This is a genomic window from Helicobacter pylori (assembly GCF_014496965.1).
Taxonomy (GTDB): Bacteria; Campylobacterota; Campylobacteria; order Campylobacterales; family Helicobacteraceae; genus Helicobacter; species Helicobacter pylori_CZ.
Genome location: NZ_JACTCR010000001.1, coordinates 113496 through 130183 on the forward strand (window position 1 = coordinate 113496; position 16688 = coordinate 130183).

The 16688-nt window shown below is 41.9% G+C and carries 11 protein-coding genes and 5 tRNA genes; 15 read left to right on the forward strand and 1 reads right to left on the reverse strand.

Features of this window, described 5'->3' with window-relative positions:
• The first annotated feature begins 54 nt into the window (after positions 1–54).
• On the forward strand, positions 55–723 hold the full coding sequence (locus H7O61_RS00665; RefSeq protein WP_187874839.1) for an HAD family hydrolase: 669 nt from the start codon (positions 55–57) through the stop codon (positions 721–723).
• Positions 724–733: 10 nt separating this feature from the next.
• Here H7O61_RS00665 and H7O61_RS00670 read toward each other — a convergent pair whose 3' ends face one another.
• Positions 734–2470: an ABC transporter ATP-binding protein/permease gene (locus tag H7O61_RS00670; RefSeq protein WP_187874840.1), complete on the reverse strand. Its 1737-nt coding sequence runs from the start codon at positions 2468–2470 to the stop codon at positions 734–736.
• A gap of 190 nt (positions 2471–2660) precedes the next feature.
• On the opposite strand from H7O61_RS00670, the gene H7O61_RS00675 reads away from it, so the two are divergent.
• From H7O61_RS00675 to H7O61_RS00740, 14 genes are all read left to right on the forward strand, one after another.
• A tRNA-Thr gene (locus tag H7O61_RS00675) sits at positions 2661–2736 on the forward strand.
• A gap of 27 nt (positions 2737–2763) precedes the next feature.
• Positions 2764–2848 (forward strand) — tRNA-Tyr (locus H7O61_RS00680).
• A gap of 15 nt (positions 2849–2863) precedes the next feature.
• Positions 2864–2940 (forward strand) — tRNA-Gly (locus tag H7O61_RS00685).
• A 30-nt stretch (positions 2941–2970) separates the two neighbouring features.
• Positions 2971–3045: transfer RNA gene (locus tag H7O61_RS00690), tRNA-Thr, on the forward strand.
• Positions 3046–3171: 126 nt separating this feature from the next.
• Positions 3172–4371: an elongation factor Tu gene (gene tuf / locus H7O61_RS00695; RefSeq protein WP_001040583.1), complete on the forward strand. Its 1200-nt coding sequence runs from the start codon at positions 3172–3174 to the stop codon at positions 4369–4371.
• A gap of 56 nt (positions 4372–4427) precedes the next feature.
• Positions 4428–4586, forward strand: coding sequence for a 50S ribosomal protein L33 (gene rpmG, locus H7O61_RS00700; protein WP_000865159.1), 159 nt, complete (start codon positions 4428–4430; stop codon positions 4584–4586).
• Positions 4587–4625: 39 nt separating this feature from the next.
• Positions 4626–4701, forward strand: a tRNA-Trp gene (locus tag H7O61_RS00705).
• A gap of 132 nt (positions 4702–4833) precedes the next feature.
• On the forward strand, positions 4834–5013 hold the full coding sequence (secE, locus tag H7O61_RS00710; RefSeq protein WP_000362130.1) for a preprotein translocase subunit SecE: 180 nt from the start codon (positions 4834–4836) through the stop codon (positions 5011–5013).
• 29 nt (positions 5014–5042) lie between these two features.
• Positions 5043–5570, forward strand: a complete 528-nt coding sequence (gene nusG, locus H7O61_RS00715) for a transcription termination/antitermination protein NusG (protein WP_000384125.1) — start codon at positions 5043–5045, stop codon at positions 5568–5570.
• Between the two features lie 17 nt (positions 5571–5587).
• Complete coding sequence (rplK, locus tag H7O61_RS00720; protein WP_001085997.1) at positions 5588–6013, forward strand: 50S ribosomal protein L11; 426 nt, start codon at positions 5588–5590, stop codon at positions 6011–6013.
• Between the two features lie 51 nt (positions 6014–6064).
• Complete coding sequence (rplA, locus tag H7O61_RS00725) at positions 6065–6769, forward strand: 50S ribosomal protein L1 (RefSeq protein WP_001941906.1); 705 nt, start codon at positions 6065–6067, stop codon at positions 6767–6769.
• Between the two features lie 108 nt (positions 6770–6877).
• Entirely contained in the window at positions 6878–7372 is a 495-nt protein-coding gene (gene rplJ / locus H7O61_RS00730; protein WP_079295652.1) for a 50S ribosomal protein L10, read from the forward strand.
• Between the two features lie 42 nt (positions 7373–7414).
• Entirely contained in the window at positions 7415–7792 is a 378-nt protein-coding gene (gene rplL, locus H7O61_RS00735; protein ID WP_001018233.1) for a 50S ribosomal protein L7/L12, read from the forward strand.
• A gap of 220 nt (positions 7793–8012) precedes the next feature.
• Positions 8013–16685, forward strand: a complete 8673-nt coding sequence (locus tag H7O61_RS00740; RefSeq protein WP_187874841.1) for a DNA-directed RNA polymerase subunit beta/beta' — start codon at positions 8013–8015, stop codon at positions 16683–16685.
• Positions 16686–16688: the final 3 nt, after the last annotated feature.

Here is a 16688-nt window from a genome sequence, read left to right on the forward strand (position 1 = left end):
ATCGCTTAAATAAGGTAAAATGAAACCAAAATAAGCCTATAAAAAGGGGAAATCATGGCGCTTGAAGTGGTTTTATGGGATTTTGATGGCGTGATTTTTGACAGCATGCATTTAAAATATGAAGGGTTTAAGGCGTTGTTTCAAAAGCATGGCAACGATAGTAAAGAGGATTTGAAACAATTTGAAGTTTATCACTATCAAAGTGGGGGGATTTCAAGGAATGAAAAGATCCAATACTTTTATAATGAGATTTTAAAAACCCCTATCGCTCAAGAAGAAATAGATGCATTAGCCCTAGAGTTTGGCGCTATCATAGAGCAAAAGCTTTTTGATAGGGGGCATTTGAACAGCGAAGTGATGGCGTTTATTGATAAGCATTATCAAAATTACATTTTCCATATCGCTTCAGCGGCCTTGCATAGCGAATTGCAAGTGTTGTGCGAGTTTTTAGGGATCATTAAGTATTTTAAGAGCGTTGAAGGGAGTCCGCCTAATAAACCCAAAATCATCGCTAATATCATTCAAAAATACGCCTATAACCCAAGCCGCATGCTAATGATAGGCGATAGCATCAACGACTATGAAAGCGCTAAGGCTAATAAAGTGGCGTTTTTGGGCTATAACAGCAAGGTTTTGAAAAATTTAGTGGGTCAAAACGGCTATCAAGGGGAGTATTTAGAGGGCTTTAAGGGGTTTGATTTGCAAAATTTCATGAAAGAGTGAAGCCGCTTGATCAGCCAAGCTTGTCTTTGTGCTGGCTCATGTCAATGATGACTTCACAGCGTTCAATCGTGCTTAAGCGGTGGGCGATAACGATTAGGGTTTTATTTTTGGCAATTTGATAGATTTCATCCATGATTTTACTCTCGGTTTCATTGTCTAGGGCTGAAGTGGCTTCATCTAAAACCAAAATTTCTGGGTTATCGTATAAGGCTCTTGCGATGCCTATGCGCTGTTTTTGACCGCCGCTAAGCTTAGCGCCCCCTTCGCCCACTTGGGTTTTAAGGCCCTCATGCTCGCATAAAAAATCATAGATATGAGCCATTTTACACACCTTAATCAAGCGTTTTTCATCAATCGTGCTCCCAAAAGCGATATTATCCCCCACAGTGCCATCAAAAAGGTAAATATTTTGGGGGATATAGCCTATTTTTTTACGCCATGATCGTATATTTTCTTTGGTTAAAAGGGTGTTGTCAATAAAAATTTCCCCACTTTTAGGGTAGGTAAGCCCCATAATAATATCCGCCAGCGTGGATTTCCCGCACCCGCTATGGCCTATAAGAGCGATTTTTTGACCTTTTTGAATGGTGAGGTTGAAATCCTTTAAAACCGGGTGTTTTGACTTGTAAGCGAATGAAATGTTTTGGAGAGTGATTTTTTCATTAAAGTCTAAAGGGACTAAATCCTCTTCAACGATGGTCTTAGAAAGGCTTTTAAAAACAACATTGGTTGCAAGCTGGTTGTAAGCGATTTCATTGTAATAGCTGATCACTCCAGTCACAGAAGGGAGTATGCGATAAAGCGCTAGGGCATACATAGAAATGGTAGGGAGCACCATTCTAGCTTCGCCGTATTTGAATAAGATGTAAGCGACCGCTAAAATCAACAAACTAAAACCCACGGTTTCTATTGAATACCTGGGGACCACTTGCAAAGTGGAGTAAATGATCTCAGTGTCATGGGCTTTACGGCTATTTTCTCCAAAAAGCTTGTGGGCTTCTTCGTGGTTGTCTTTGAGTTTAGTGATCTTGAAATTGCTGAAAAATTTTGAAAAGACTTTAAGCGTTTGCGCTTTGGATTTGGCGGCCATCTCACCCTTTTTTTTGATAAGGACGGTGACTTTTTTGACAATAAAAAAAATTTGTAAGGCGAGGATCGTGGTAAAAACGAGCGTTATTTTCCAATTAGTCAATATGAGCGTGGAATAGAAAAAAACGATCACGGTTATTTCGGTCAATAAACTCAAAAAAGCGTTAAAGCTCATAAACATGCCCTCCGCTTTATTGTTGATAATGTCTCTTAAAGAATCCAGGTTGTGGTTGAGATGCGATAAATAGTTGTTTTTGATGTGTTGCAAGAAGAGTTGTTGTTTGATTTGATAAGCCTTCTTGTTTGAAAAACGCCCTCTTAAATAGGTAAAAAACACCCCATAAAACATCCTAAACAAATAAATCCCCACCAAACAGAAACTAAAGAAATACATGAGACGAACAGGAGATGAAAAATGGAAAAAATCATAGACCATTTTCCAATCTTTATCGTCTAAAGCCCTGCTAGGATCGGAAGCGAGAGTGATGAAAGGCATCAGAAGAGTTAGGGACATCACTTCCACAAAAGAAGAAAAAACAGCCATCAACACAAGCAGGAAAAAAATCATTTTTTCCTTGAAAGTGATGAGCCTATAGATTTGCTTTAAAGAACGTAAAAAATATTTTAAAGTAGGAATTTTATGTTTTTTTTTCGCCATAATTTAAGTGTCCATAAATTCTTTTATATGTAATAAGTTTGAGCTGTGTTAAGCCAAATTGAGCTAGATTATAGCTAAAATTTTAACCATGCTCTGTGCCATACTAATAATTTAGCTTTCTGTCATCATTTCTTGACAAATTAAGTATAAAACTGCTATAATCCCAAGTCTTTGATTATTTAATTTAGTCGCTGGCTTAGCTCAGTTGGTAGAGCAGCTGCCTTGTAAGCAGCAGGTCGGGGGTTCAAGTCCCTTAGCCAGCTCCAGTTGAAATGTTATTTTGCAAAGTTTTTGGTGAGATACTCAAGTGGCCAACGAGGGCAGACTGTAAATCTGCTGACTATGTCTTCCGTGGTTCGAATCCACGTCTCACCACCATTTTGTTTTATAGATGCGGGAATAGCTCAGTTGGCTAGAGCATCAGCCTTCCAAGCTGAGGGTCGCGGGTTCGAGTCCCGTTTCCCGCTCCATTTTTAGGATAACATTTTAGTTTTTGAGACGCCTATATAGCTCAGAGGCAGAGCACTTCCTTGGTAAGGAAGAGGTCGGCGGTTCAATTCCGCTTATAGGCTCCAGTTTATAATCTCTTGAATGGCGATAAGACAAAAATGTCTTAAATTTTGTGGTAGCATTTAGGAATACTTAGGATTTTGTTTAGTATAATTCTAAAATCCATTTCAAAAAATTAAGGAGAAATACAAATGGCAAAAGAAAAGTTTAATAGAACTAAGCCGCATGTTAATATTGGAACCATTGGGCATGTAGACCATGGTAAAACGACTTTGAGTGCAGCGATTTCAGCGGTGCTTTCTTTGAAAGGTCTTGCAGAAATGAAAGACTATGATAATATTGATAACGCCCCTGAAGAAAAAGAAAGAGGGATCACTATCGCTACTTCTCACATTGAATATGAGACTGAAAACAGACACTATGCGCATGTGGATTGCCCAGGACACGCTGACTATGTAAAAAACATGATCACCGGTGCGGCACAAATGGACGGAGCGATTTTGGTTGTTTCTGCAGCTGATGGCCCTATGCCTCAAACCAGGGAGCATATCTTGTTATCTCGTCAAGTAGGCGTGCCTCACATCGTTGTTTTCTTAAACAAACAAGACATGGTAGATGACCAAGAATTGTTAGAGTTGGTAGAAATGGAAGTGCGCGAATTATTGAGCGCGTATGAATTTCCTGGCGATGACACTCCTATCGTAGCGGGTTCAGCTTTAAGAGCTTTAGAAGAAGCAAAGGCTGGCAATGTGGGTGAATGGGGCGAAAAAGTGCTTAAGCTCATGGCTGAAGTGGATACTTATATCCCTACTCCAGAAAGGGACACTGAAAAAACTTTCTTGATGCCGGTTGAAGATGTGTTCTCTATTGCGGGTAGAGGGACTGTGGTTACAGGTAGGATTGAAAGAGGCGTGGTGAAAGTGGGCGATGAAGTGGAAATCGTTGGTATCAGAGCTACACAAAAAACGACTGTAACCGGTGTGGAAATGTTTAGAAAAGAGTTAGAAAAAGGTGAGGCCGGCGATAATGTGGGCGTGCTTTTGAGAGGAACTAAAAAAGAAGAAGTAGAACGAGGTATGGTTCTATGCAAACCAGGTTCTATCACTCCGCACAAGAAATTTGAGGGAGAAATTTATGTTCTTTCTAAAGAAGAAGGCGGAAGACACACTCCATTCTTCACCAACTACCGCCCGCAATTCTATGTGCGCACGACTGATGTGACTGGCTCTATCACCCTTCCTGAAGGCGTGGAAATGGTTATGCCTGGCGATAATGTTAAGATCACCGTAGAGTTGATTAGCCCTGTTGCGTTAGAGTTGGGAACTAAATTTGCGATTCGTGAAGGCGGGAGAACCGTTGGCGCTGGTGTTGTGAGTAATATTATTGAATAATCTTACTCATATGGAAGTAAAAAAGTTACCATAAAGGTCGCTAATAAAGGGTTATCATGAAAGTTAAAATAGGGTTGAAGTGTTCTGACTGTGAAGACATCAATTACAGCACCACTAAGAACGCCAAGACTAACACTGAAAAACTGGAGCTTAAAAAGTTCTGCCCAAGGGAAAATAAGCACACTCTTCATAAAGAAATCAAATTGAAGAGTTAGCTCTTTCTTTTGCGTTGCAATTTAAAGGGAGGGGAGGTTAGGTCAGTAACTCCAATGGTAGAGTGTCGGTCTCCAAAACCGGTTGTTGGGGGTTCGAGTCCCTCCTGGCCTGCCATCTACTAATTTATTCTATCAAATTTTATGTTTCAATTGGGTTGTTTTTTAATTTTAGTTTAAGCTATTTTGGATAAAATTGAAAACTCTTTTAATTAAATGTATTAAGTTTAAGTGAGGGCAACAAGAGACTATGGATAAATGGCTCATGCAATACAGATTGGCTAGAGAAGAGCTTTCTAAAGTGATATTTCCCATTAAAGAGCAGATACGCAACGCGCTTGTTTCTGTTTTAGTGGTGGTGAGTGCGATCACGCTATTTTTAGCTTTGTTGGATTTTTCTCTAGGGGCTTTTGTCTCTAGTGTTTTATAGGTTGGTGGCTTTAAATAAGGAGAATGATAATGGATTGGTATGCCATACAAACTTATTCAGGGAGCGAGCAGTCCGTTAAGAAAGCGATTGAGAATTTAGCGAATGACCATGATATAAGAGATAGGATACAAGAGATCATTGTGCCTACTGAAGATATCATAGAGGTTTCTAAAAAAAGCAAGACAAAGGTAACGGAACGAAGCCTTTATCCTGGATATGTGTTTATTAAGGTGGATTTAGATACGGTTTTGTGGCATAAGATACAATCTTTGCCAAGAGTGAGCCGTTTTATTGGAGAAAACAAAAAGCCAACCCCATTGAGTGAAGCGGATATTGGGCATATTTTAGAAAAAATGAATAACCGGGCAGCCCCCAAGCCCAAAATCTTTTTTGAGCAAGGCGAAGTGGTACGCGTGGTGGAAGGCCCTTTCGCAAACTTTACCGCTACGGTGGAAGAGTATGATGTGGAGCATCGTAAGCTCAAGCTCAATGTTTCTATTTTTGGTAGGAACACTCCAATAGAGATTTTGCATTCGCAAGTGGAAAAAATTATATAACTTTTTAAGGAGACAACATGGCTAAAAAAGTAGTCGGAGAAATCAAACTTCAAATCCCTGCCGGTAAGGCAAACCCTTCACCTCCCGTAGGGCCAGCATTGGGTCAAAGAGGGGTTAATATCATGGAGTTTTGTAAAGCTTTTAACGAAAGAACTAAAGACATGGGGAGTTTTAATATCCCGGTCATTATCACGGTTTATCAAGATAAGAGTTTCACTTTTATCACTAAAAAGCCCCCAGTAACGGATTTGATCAAAAAAGCTTCTGGGGTTGAAAAAGGCTCTGATAACCCGCTTAAAAACAAGATCGCAAAGCTCACCCACAAGCAAGTAGAAGAAATCGCGCAATTGAAAATGGAAGATTTAAACACAAGCACCATGGAAGCGGCTAAAAAAATCGTTATGGGCAGTGCTAGGAGCATGGGCGTAGAGGTTGTGGATTAATCTTATTATTGGTTTTGTTGGAATTGAAAGAAATTTTTAAGGATTAGAATCGTGGCAAAAAAAGTATTTAAAAGATTGGAAAAACTTTTTTCTAAAATTCAAAACGATAAAGCGTATGGCGTAGAACATGGCGTAGAGGTGGTTAAATCTCTCGCTTCAGCCAAATTTGATGAAACCGTGGAAGTGGCGTTGAGACTAGGGGTTGATCCAAGGCATGCGGATCAAATGGTGCGCGGTGCGGTGGTGCTTCCTCATGGGACAGGGAAAAAAGTAAGAGTGGCTGTTTTTGCAAAAGACATTAAGCAAGATGAAGCCAAAAACGCTGGGGCTGATGTCGTTGGCGGAGACGATCTGGCTGAAGAAATCAAAAACGGCCGTATTGATTTTGACATGGTGATTGCAACGCCTGATATGATGGCGGTTGTCGGTAAAGTGGGTAGGATTTTAGGCCCTAAGGGTTTGATGCCAAACCCTAAAACCGGAACCGTTACGATGGATGTTGCTAAGGCGGTTACCAACGCTAAAAGCGGTCAAGTGAATTTTAGGGTGGATAAAAAGGGTAATGTTCATGCCCCTATTGGCAAGGCGAGTTTTCCTGAAGAAAAAATCAAAGAAAACATGCTTGAGTTGGTTAAAACGATCAACCGCCTAAAACCCAGTAGTGCGAAAGGCAAGTATATTAGAAACGCCGCCCTTTCACTCACCATGTCGCCTTCAGTGAATTTGGATGCGCAGGAATTGATGGACATTAAATAGCGTTAGGAGTTTTTAATCTTAGGCTGAAGATCGTAAGAGCTAAAAAGCTTAAAATTTCTTTTTTAAAAAGATAATCTTGCAGAGGTCTAGTCTAGAAAGGAGGAAAAGATGCAAAAACAACATCAAAGGCAGCATAAAGTAGAGCTAGTCGCTAACTTAAAGTCGCAATTTGTAGATGCCAAAGCCCTTTTAATTTGCGATTACAAGGGTCTTAGCGTGAGAAAGTTGGAAGCTTTAAGGAATAAGGCTCGCATTCAAGGCATTAAAGTGCAAGTGATTAAAAACACGCTTGCTCATATTGCCATGAAAGAAGCGGGTTGCGCTGATTTGGATTTGAAAGAAACCAATGTGTTTTTGTGGGGCGATGATCAAATCGCTCTCTCTAAACTCGTGTTTGATTTCCAAAAAGAGCATAAAGATCACTTTGTGTTGAAAGCGGGCTTGTTTGATAAAGAAAGCGTTAGCGTAGCTCATGTGGAAGCGGTTTCAAAACTCCCAAGCAAAGAAGAGCTTATGGGAATGTTGCTTTCTGTTTGGACGGCTCCAGCACGCTATTTTGTGACCGGTTTAGACAATTTGCGTAAAGCGAAAGAAGAAAACTAAGAGCCTTACGGCTTAATTTAAAAAAATTTGAAGGATTGGATTATGGCAATTTCAAAAGAAGAAGTGTTAGAGTATATTGGTTCATTGAGCGTTTTAGAGCTTTCTGAATTGGTTAAAATGTTTGAGGAAAAATTTGGCGTGAGTGCGACTCCAACGGTCGTAGCCGGTGCGGCTGTAGCCGGTGGTGCTACGGCTGAGAGCGAAGAAAAAACCGAATTTAATGTGATTTTAGCCGATAGCGGTGCTGAAAAAATTAAGGTGATTAAAGTGGTTCGTGAAATCACCGGGCTTGGCCTGAAAGAAGCTAAAGACGCTACCGAAAAAACCCCTCATGTGCTTAAAGAGGGCGTGAATAAAGAAGAAGCTGAAACCATCAAGAAGAAACTTGAAGAAGTAGGCGCTAAGGTTGAAGTCAAGTAAGACTTAAACAATAGAAAGGCCTTTTGCGCCTTTCTCTGCTCTAGTGTGGCAGATTTTGCTCCATGATTTTGTTTGTGAGCGTGTGGCCTAAAGTGGTTAGTATTGCAAGTGGGTTTGGTATTTTTATCATGGTATGGTTATGAAGTTTGGAAATCCTTTTGCAATGCTTACTTGAATTAATGCATTAATAACTCAAAATTTTTGATCAAAGGCTTGAAATATGTCAAAAAAAATTCCCCTAAAAAACCGCTTGAGAGCTGATTTTACAAAAACCCCAACAGATTTAGAAGTTCCTAATTTATTATTATTGCAACGAGACAGCTACGATTCTTTCTTGTATTCTAAATATGGTAAAGAGAGTGGGATTGAAAAGGTTTTTAAATCCATTTTCCCTATCCAAGATGAGCATAACCGCATCACTTTGGAATATGCGGGTTGCGAATTTGGCAAGTCTAAATACACTGTTAGAGAAGCGATGGAGAGGGGCATTACCTACTCTATCCCGCTCAAAATTAAAGTGCGCTTGATTTTGTGGGAAAAAGACACCAAAAGTGGCGAAAAGAACGGAATCAAGGATATTAAAGAGCAAAGCATTTTCATTCGTGAGATCCCTTTAATGACGGAACGCACTTCGTTTATCATTAATGGGGTGGAGCGCGTGGTGGTCAATCAGCTCCACAGAAGCCCTGGTGTGATTTTTAAAGAAGAAGAATCTAGCACTTCTTCAAACAAGCTCATTTACACAGGGCAAATCATTCCTGATAGGGGTTCGTGGTTGTATTTTGAATACGATTCTAAAGATGTTTTGTACGCTCGTATCAACAAACGCCGTAAAGTGCCTGTTACTATTTTATTCAGGGCGATGGATTATCAAAAACAAGACATCATTAAAATGTTCTACCCGCTTGTGAAAGTGCGTTATGAAAACGATAAATATTTGATCCCGTTTGCTTCATTAGACGCCAATCAAAGAATGGAATTTGACTTGAAAGACTCTCAAGGCAAGATCATTCTTTTAGCGGGTAAAAAGCTCACTTCAAGAAAGATTAAAGAGCTTAAAGAAAACCATTTAGAATGGGTGGAATACCCTATGGATATTTTAATCAATCGTCATTTAGCTGAGCCTGTTATGGTAGGGAAAGAAGTCTTATTGGACATGCTCACGCAGTTGGATAAAAACAGACTAGAAAAAATCCACGATTTAGGCGTGCAAGAATTTGTGATCATTAACGATCTAGCGTTAGGGCATGACGCTTCCATTATCCATTCTTTCTCAGCCGATCATGAGTCTTTGAAATTGCTCAAGCAAACTGAAAAGATTGATGATGAAAACGCTCTAGCGGCGATTCGTATCCATAAGGTTATGAAACCAGGCGATCCTGTTACGACTGAAGTGGCTAAGCAATTTGTCAAGAAACTTTTCTTTGACCCTGAACGCTATGATTTGACCATGGTGGGGCGCATGAAAATGAATCACAAGTTAGGCTTGCATGTGCCTGATTACATCACGACTTTAACGCATGAAGATATTATCACCACCGTTAAATACCTCATGAAGATCAAAAACAATCAGGGCAAGATTGATGACAGGGATCACTTAGGCAATCGTAGGATTAGGGCGGTAGGGGAATTACTAGCCAATGAATTGCATTCAGGCTTAGTGAAAATGCAAAAGACCATTAAAGACAAACTCACCACCATGAGCGGGGCTTTTGATTCGCTCATGCCCCATGATTTAGTCAATTCTAAAATGATCACTAGCACGATCATGGAATTTTTCATGGGCGGTCAGCTCTCGCAATTCATGGATCAAACCAACCCTTTGAGTGAGGTTACGCACAAACGACGCCTTTCAGCGCTCGGTGAAGGGGGGTTAGTGAAAGACAGGGTAGGGTTTGAAGCCAGGGATGTGCACCCCACGCATTATGGCCGAATTTGCCCCATTGAAACCCCAGAAGGTCAAAATATCGGTTTGATCAACACCCTTTCCACCTTCACAAGAGTGAATGATTTAGGCTTTATTGAAGCCCCTTATAAAAAGGTTGTGGATGGCAAGGTGGTAGGCGAGACGATTTATTTGACCGCTATTCAAGAAGACAGCCACATCATCGCTCCCGCAAGCACCCCCATTGATGAAGAGGGGAATATTTTAGGCGATTTGATTGAAACGCGCGTGGAAGGCGAGATCGTTTTAAACGAAAAGAGTAAAGTTACCTTAATGGATTTAAGCTCTAGCATGCTAGTAGGGGTCGCCGCATCGCTCATTCCTTTCTTAGAGCATGATGACGCCAACCGCGCCTTAATGGGGACTAACATGCAACGCCAAGCCGTGCCTTTATTAAGAAGCGACGCTCCCATTGTAGGCACAGGGATTGAAAAAATTATCGCTAGGGATTCTTGGGGAGCGATCAAGGCCAATCGCGCAGGCGTTGTAGAAAAAATTGATTCTAAAAACATTTACATTTTAGGCGAAGGCAAAGAAGAAGCCTATATTGACGCGTATTCTTTGCAAAAAAACTTGCGCACCAACCAAAACACCAGTTTCAATCAAGTCCCTATCGTTAAAGTGGGCGATAAAGTGGAAGCCGGGCAAATCATCGCTGATGGCCCTAGCATGGATAGAGGCGAGTTAGCGTTAGGGAAAAATGTGCGCGTGGCGTTCATGCCTTGGAATGGCTATAACTTTGAAGACGCGATCGTGGTGAGTGAGCGCATCACTAAAGATGATATTTTCACTTCCACCCACATTTATGAAAAAGAAGTGGATGCTAGGGAGCTTAAGCATGGCGTGGAAGAATTTACCGCTGATATTCCTGATGTGAAAGAAGAAGCGCTCGCTCATCTTGATGAAAGCGGGATCGTTAAAGTCGGCACTTATGTGAGCGCTGGCATGATTTTAGTGGGCAAGACTTCTCCTAAAGGCGAGATTAAAAGCACGCCTGAAGAGCGGCTTTTAAGGGCTATTTTTGGGGATAAAGCCGGGCATGTGGTCAATAAGAGTTTGTATTGCCCCCCAAGCTTGGAAGGCACGGTGATTGATGTGAAAGTCTTCACTAAAAAAGGCTATGAGAAAGACGCGCGGGTTTTGAGCGCGTATGAAGAAGAAAAAGCCAAGCTTGATATGGAGCATTTTGACCGCTTGACCATGCTCAATAGAGAAGAATTGTTGCGCGTTAGCTTGCTCCTTTCTCAAGCGATTTTAGAAGAGCCTTTCAGCCATAATGGCAAGGATTATAAAGAAGGCGATCAAATCCCTAAAGAAGAAATCGCTTCAATCAACCGCTTCACTTTGGCCAGTTTGGTGAAAAAGTATTCTAAAGAAGTGCAAAACCACTATGAAATCACTAAAAACAATTTCTTAGAACAAAAGAAAGTTTTGGGCGAAGAGCATGAAGAAAAGCTTTCTATTTTAGAAAAAGATGATATTTTGCCTAATGGCGTGATCAAAAAAGTCAAGCTCTATATCGCTACAAAACGAAAGCTTAAAGTGGGCGATAAAATGGCAGGAAGGCATGGGAATAAAGGGATTGTGTCTAATATCGTGCCGGTTGCGGATATGCCTTATACCGCTGATGGCGAGCCTGTGGATATTGTCTTAAACCCTTTAGGCGTGCCAAGCCGCATGAACATCGGGCAGATTTTAGAAATGCATTTAGGCTTAGTGGGGAAAGAATTTGGGAAACAAATCGCTAGCATGCTAGAGGATAAAACCAAAGATTTTGCCAAAGAATTGCGCGCTAAAATGCTAGAAATCGCTAACGCCATTAATGAAAAAGACCCCTTGACAATCCATGTTCTTGAGAGTTGTTCTGATGAAGAGCTTTTGGAATACGCTAAAGATTGGAGCAAGGGCGTTAAGATGGCTATCCCTGTGTTTGAAGGCATCTCGCAAGAAAAATTTTATAAACTGTTTGAGTTAGCCAAGATCGCTATGGATGGCAAAATGGATCTGTATGATGGGCGCACCGGCGAGAAAATGAGGGAGCGCGTGAATGTGGGCTATATGTATATGATCAAACTCCACCATTTAGTGGATGAAAAAGTCCATGCCAGAAGCACAGGTCCTTATAGCTTAGTAACGCACCAGCCTGTGGGGGGTAAAGCGCTCTTTGGGGGTCAAAGGTTTGGGGAAATGGAAGTGTGGGCGCTAGAAGCTTATGGTGCAGCGCACACTCTAAAAGAAATGCTCACCATTAAATCTGATGATATTAGAGGCAGAGAGAACGCTTATAGGGCTATCGCTAAAGGTGAGCAAGTGGGCGAGAGCGAAATCCCTGAGACTTTCTATGTTTTGACTAAAGAATTGCAATCACTCGCTTTGGATATTAATATTTTTGGGGACGATGTGGATGAGGATGGAGCGCCTAAACCCATTGTCATTAAAGAAGATGACAGGCCTAAAGACTTTAGCTCTTTCCAGCTCACACTAGCCAGCCCTGAAAAAATCCATTCTTGGAGTTATGGGGAAGTTAAAAAGCCAGAAACGATCAATTATCGCACCTTAAAACCTGAACGAGACGGCTTGTTTTGCATGAAAATCTTTGGCCCCACTAAAGATTATGAATGCTTGTGCGGTAAATACAAAAAGCCTCGCTTCAAAGACATTGGCACATGCGAAAAATGCGGCGTAGCGATCACGCACTCCAAAGTCAGGCGTTTTAGAATGGGGCATATTGAATTGGCCACTCCTGTAGCGCATATCTGGTATGTCAATTCCTTGCCTAGCCGTATCGGCACGCTTTTAGGCGTTAAGATGAAAGACTTAGAACGCGTGTTGTATTATGAAGCTTATATCGTTAAAGAGCCAGGCGAAGCCACTTATGACAATGAAGGCACTAAGCTTGTGATGAAATACGATATTTTGAATGAAGAGCAGTATCAAAATATCTCACGAAGATACGAAGACAGGGGCTTTGTAGCGCAAATGGGCGGCGAAGCGATCAAGGATTTGCTAGAAGAAATTGATTTGATCACCTTATTGCAGAGTTTGAAAGAAGAAGTGAAAGACACTAATTCTGATGCGAAAAAGAAAAAACTCATTAAGCGTTTGAAAGTGGTAGAAAGCTTTTTAAATTCTGGTAACAGGCCTGAATGGATGATGCTCACGGTGTTACCGGTATTGCCACCGGATTTAAGGCCTTTAGTCGCGCTAGATGGCGGGAAGTTTGCGGTCAGCGATGTGAATGAATTGTATCGCCGTGTCATCAATCGTAACCAACGCTTGAAACGCTTAATGGAGCTTGGGGCGCCAGAAATCATTGTACGCAATGAAAAAAGGATGTTGCAAGAAGCCGTGGATGTGCTTTTTGATAACGGCCGCAGCACCAATGCGGTTAAAGGGGCTAACAAGCGCCCTTTAAAATCGCTCAGTGAAATCATTAAAGGCAAGCAAGGGCGTTTCAGGCAAAACCTTTTAGGCAAGCGCGTGGATTTTTCAGGCAGAAGCGTGATTGTGGTTGGGCCAAATCTCAAGATGGACGAGTGCGGATTGCCTAAAAACATGGCGTTAGAACTCTTCAAACCGCATTTATTATCCAAGCTTGAAGAGAGAGGCTATGCCACCACGCTCAAACAGGCTAAACGCATGATTGAACAAAAAAGCAATGAAGTGTGGGAGTGCTTGCAAGAAATCACAGAAGGGTATCCGGTGCTACTCAACCGCGCTCCTACCTTGCACAAGCAATCCATTCAAGCGTTCCATCCAAAGCTTATTGACGGCAAAGCGATCCAATTGCACCCGTTGGTGTGTTCAGCGTTCAACGCTGATTTTGACGGGGATCAAATGGCGGTGCATGTGCCTTTAAGCCAAGAAGCGATCGCTGAATGCAAGGTGCTCATGCTAAGCTCTATGAATATCCTTTTGCCTGCTAGTGGTAAAGCCGTAGCCATTCCTAGCCAGGATATGGTTTTAGGGCTTTATTATCTTTCTTTAGAAAAGAGCGGGGTCAAGGGCGAGCATAAGCTTTTTTCTAGCGTGAATGAAATCATCACCGCTATTGACACGAAAGAATTAGACATCCACGCAAAGATTAGGGTTTTAGATCGAGGGAATATTATCGCTACGAGCGCGGGGCGCATGATCATTAAGTCCATTTTGCCTGATTTTATCCCTACTGATTTGTGGAACAGACCCATGAAGAAAAAAGATATTGGCGTGCTTGTGGATTATGTGCATAAAGTCGGTGGTATCGGCATTACCGCAACCTTTTTGGATAATTTAAAAACGCTTGGCTTTAGGTATGCGACTAAGGCTGGTATTTCTATCTCTATGGAAGATATTATCACGCCAAAAGACAAGCAAAAAATGGTGGAAAAAGCCAAAATAGAGGTTAAAAAAATCCAGCAACAATACGATCAAGGGCTGCTCACTGACCAAGAGCGTTACAATAAGATCATTGACACTTGGACTGAAGTCAATGACAAAATGAGTAAAGAAATGATGAGCGCTATCGCACAAGATAAAGAGGGCTTTAACTCTATTTATATGATGGCAGATAGCGGTGCAAGGGGGAGCGCGGCGCAAATCCGTCAGCTTTCAGCGATGAGGGGCCTTATGACAAAGCCAGATGGTAGCATCATTGAAACGCCCATTATTTCTAACTTTAAAGAGGGGTTGAATGTCTTAGAATACTTTAACTCCACGCATGGCGCTAGAAAGGGATTAGCAGATACAGCACTAAAAACAGCCAATGCGGGGTATTTGACCAGAAAACTCATTGATGTTTCGCAAAATGTCAAGGTGGTGTCTGATGATTGCGGCACGCATGAAGGGATTGAAATCACGGATATTGCGGTGGGGAGTGAGCTGATTGAACCTTTAGAAGAGCGTATTTTTGGGCGCGTTTTATTAGAAGATGTGATCGATCCTATTACGAATGAAATCTTGCTTTATGCGGACACTTTGATTGATGAAGAGGGCGCTAAAAAGGTGGTTGAAGCCGGGATTAAATCCATTACGATCCGCACCCCAGTAACTTGTAAAGCGCCAAAGGGCGTGTGTGCGAAATGCTATGGCTTGAATTTAGGCGAAGGCAAGATGAGCTATCCGGGTGAAGCGGTGGGCGTGGTAGCTGCGCAATCTATCGGGGAGCCTGGAACGCAGCTCACTTTAAGGACTTTCCATGTGGGCGGGACAGCGAGTAGGAGTCAGGATGAGCGCGAAATCGTGGCGAGCAAAGAAGGTTTTGTGCGTTTTTACAACCTTAGGACTTACACGAATAAAGAGGGTAAAAACATTATCGCTAACCGCCGTAACGCTTCTATTTTAGTGGTAGAGCCTAAGATTAAAGCGCCTTTTGATGGGGAATTACGCATTGAAACGGTCTATGAAGAAGTTGTTGTGAGCGTGAAAAATGGCGATCAAGAAGCTAAATTCGTTTTAAGAAGAAGCGATATTGTCAAACCAAGCGAATTAGCCGGCGTTGGCGGTAAGATTGAAGGGAAAGTGTATTTGCCTTACGCTAATGGGCATAAGGTGCATAAGGGGGGAAGTATCGCTGACATTATCCAAGAGGGCTGGAATGTGCCTAATCGCATCCCTTATGCGAGCGAATTGCTGGTCAAAGATAATGACCCTATCGCGCAAGATGTGTATGCCAAAGAAAAAGGCGTGATCAAATACTATGTTTTAGAGGCCAATCATTTAGAGCGCACCCATGGAGTCAAAAAGGGCGATATGGTGAGCGAAAAAGGCTTGTTTGCGGTGGTAGCTGATGATAACGGTAGGGAAGCCGCTCGCCATTATATCGCTAGGGGTTCTGAGATCTTGATTGATGATAATAGTGAAGTGAGCGCTAATAGCCTTATTTCTAAACCCACGACCAACACTTTCAAAACGATTGCCACATGGGATCCTTACAACACCCCTATCATTGCGGACTTTAAGGGTAAGGTGAGTTTTGTGGATATTATCGCAGGGGTTACGGTCGCTGAAAAAGAAGACGAAAATACCGGTATCACCAGCCTAGTGGTGAATGATTACATTCCAAGCGGGTACAAACCAAGCTTGTTTTTAGAGGGGGCTAATGGCGAAGAAGCGCGTTATTTTCTAGAGCCAAAAACTTCTATCGCTATTAGCGATGGTTCTAGCGTGGAGCAGGCTGAAGTGTTAGCGAAAATCCCTAAAGCGACCGTTAAATCCAGGGATATTACCGGAGGTCTCCCAAGGGTTTCTGAACTCTTTGAAGCGAGAAAGCCTAAACCTAAAGACGTGGCGATCCTTTCTGAGGTTGATGGGATTGTGAGTTTTGGCAAATCTATCCGTAATAAAGAACACATCATCGTAACTTCCAAAGATGGTCGTCTCACAGATTACTTTGTGGATAAGGGCAAGCAAATTTTAGTGCATGCCGATGAATTTGTGCATGCGGGAGAGGCGATGACGGATGGGGTGGTTTCAAGCCATGATATTTTAAGGATCAGCGGCGAAAAAGAGCTTTATAAATACATTGTGAGCGAGGTCCAGCAAGTGTATCGCAGGCAGGGGGTAAGCATTGCGGACAAACACATTGAAATCATTGTGTCTCAAATGTTAAGGCAAGTGCGCATCTTAGACAGCGGGGATAGCAAGTTTATTGAAGGGGATTTGGTCAGTAAAAAACTCTTCAAAGAAGAAAACGCTCGTGTGATCGCTTTAAAAGGCGAGCCAGCGATTGCTGAACCGGTGCTTTTAGGGATCACTAGAGCGGCTATTGGGAGCGATAGCATCATTTCAGCGGCCTCTTTCCAAGAAACGACTAAGGTTTTAACAGAAGCCAGTATTGCGATGAAAAAAGACTTTTTAGAGGATTTGAAAGAGAATGTGGTGTTGGGGAGGATGATCCCTGTGGGAACGGGCATGCATAAGAATAAAAAAATCGTGTTAAGAGCGCTTGAGGATAACTCTAAATTTTGATAT

Excerpts from the sequence above, each read along its gene's own strand:
- H7O61_RS00665 (WP_187874839.1), top strand. The coding sequence starts at position 55 with ATGGCGCTTGAAGTGGTTTTATGGGATTTTGATGGCGTGATTTTTGAC.
- rplK (WP_001085997.1), top strand. The coding sequence starts at position 5,588 with ATGGCTAAAAAAGTAGTCGGAGAAATCAAACTTCAAATCCCTGCCGGT.
- nusG (WP_000384125.1), top strand. The coding sequence starts at position 5,043 with ATGGATTGGTATGCCATACAAACTTATTCAGGGAGCGAGCAGTCCGTT.
- H7O61_RS00670 (WP_187874840.1), bottom strand. The coding sequence starts at position 2,470 with ATGGCGAAAAAAAAACATAAAATTCCTACTTTAAAATATTTTTTACGT.
- tuf (WP_001040583.1), top strand. The coding sequence starts at position 3,172 with ATGGCAAAAGAAAAGTTTAATAGAACTAAGCCGCATGTTAATATTGGA.
- H7O61_RS00740 (WP_187874841.1), top strand. The coding sequence starts at position 8,013 with ATGTCAAAAAAAATTCCCCTAAAAAACCGCTTGAGAGCTGATTTTACA.
- rpmG (WP_000865159.1), top strand. The coding sequence starts at position 4,428 with ATGAAAGTTAAAATAGGGTTGAAGTGTTCTGACTGTGAAGACATCAAT.
- rplJ (WP_079295652.1), top strand. The coding sequence starts at position 6,878 with ATGCAAAAACAACATCAAAGGCAGCATAAAGTAGAGCTAGTCGCTAAC.
- rplL (WP_001018233.1), top strand. The coding sequence starts at position 7,415 with ATGGCAATTTCAAAAGAAGAAGTGTTAGAGTATATTGGTTCATTGAGC.
- secE (WP_000362130.1), top strand. The coding sequence starts at position 4,834 with ATGGATAAATGGCTCATGCAATACAGATTGGCTAGAGAAGAGCTTTCT.